This is a genomic window from Aquabacterium parvum, from assembly GCF_001447195.1.
GTDB classification, from domain to species: domain Bacteria; phylum Pseudomonadota; class Gammaproteobacteria; order Burkholderiales; family Burkholderiaceae_C; genus Aquabacterium; species Aquabacterium parvum.
Map to the genome: position 1 here is coordinate 1 of NZ_LFRI01000500.1, position 273 is coordinate 273.

Genomic DNA, 273 nt, shown 5'->3' on the forward strand with positions numbered 1-273 from the left:
GAATGGTGCCGGTCAGCGTGAGCATCACAGGCTCCCTTGATCCAGGGCACCGGAACGCTCGATAGCTTCCTCGGCGCGGGCCAGCGCATCAGACACAGCAGCCTCGATGAACTCGCGCTTGCTCATGTCGAGCAGGCTCGTCACTTGATCGAGGCGCTCGATCAGCGAGGGATGCACCTTGGCGCACATCTGGCGCAGCTCGGTGAGCTGGCCTTGATCAATGGCCTGATCGACCAGCCGGCCCATGTTGGCACCGTGGCTCAGGGCCTTGAG

General features: G+C 63.4%; 1 protein-coding gene. It reads right to left on the reverse strand.

What is annotated here, in order from left to right; translation table 11 throughout:
• Positions 1-24: 24 nt before the first annotated feature.
• A partial coding sequence (locus ABG80_RS23030) for a hypothetical protein (protein ID WP_407638774.1) occupies positions 25-273 on the reverse strand: 249 nt, incomplete at its 5' end.